At 51.7% G+C, this 635-nt stretch carries 1 protein-coding gene; it reads left to right on the top strand.

The genetic code is table 11. The annotated features are described in order from the left end of the window. A partial coding sequence (locus tag WFN87_RS24010) for an autotransporter outer membrane beta-barrel domain-containing protein (protein ID WP_336983975.1) occupies positions 1–635 on the top strand: 635 nt, incomplete at both ends.

The following is a 635-nucleotide window of genomic DNA, read 5'->3' as shown; positions in this document are numbered from 1 at the left end:
ACCAATACCTACACAGGTACTACTACGGTCAGCCGCGGCACACTTAAAACCGGTGTTGAGGATACTTTTGCCTCCACTTCCGGTGTGACGGTAGCTGAAGGTGCGACCCTTAATCTCAGCGGCAACAGCCAGACCGTCACCACACTGAACAACAGTGGTACCGTATTAATTAATGATACCGGCGCAGATGCACTGCCGAAAGCAGTAACACTGTACGGTGACATGATTAACAGCGGACTGGTAATGATTAATAACGGAGCCACTAATGCGGGCCAGACCCTGGCCGTGGAAGGCGACTGGACCGGAAATGGCGGTACAGTTTCTCTCGGAACTGTGCTGGGTGGCGATGACAGCCTGACAGATAAGCTGACCATCAGCGGGAATGCTTCCGGCACCACCTACATCAGGGTCGCCAACGAAGGCGGTATCGGGGCACAGACCCTGGAGGGAATTGAAGTTATTTCCACCGGTAACTCCGCCTCCGGTGCCTTTATTCAGAAAGGGCGAATTGTAGCCGGCAGTTATGAGTATCATCTCCAGCAGGGTACCCCTTCCGGCATGAATAACAATAACTGGTATCTCACCAGTCAGAGTGAAAATAATAACGGTAATAACGGTAATAACGGTAATAACGG

The sequence above is a fragment of the Cedecea sp. AS113 genome (assembly GCF_037152415.1).
Classification (GTDB): Bacteria; Pseudomonadota; Gammaproteobacteria; order Enterobacterales; family Enterobacteriaceae; genus Cedecea.
This window is presented reverse-complemented; position numbering and strand designations above follow the sequence as displayed.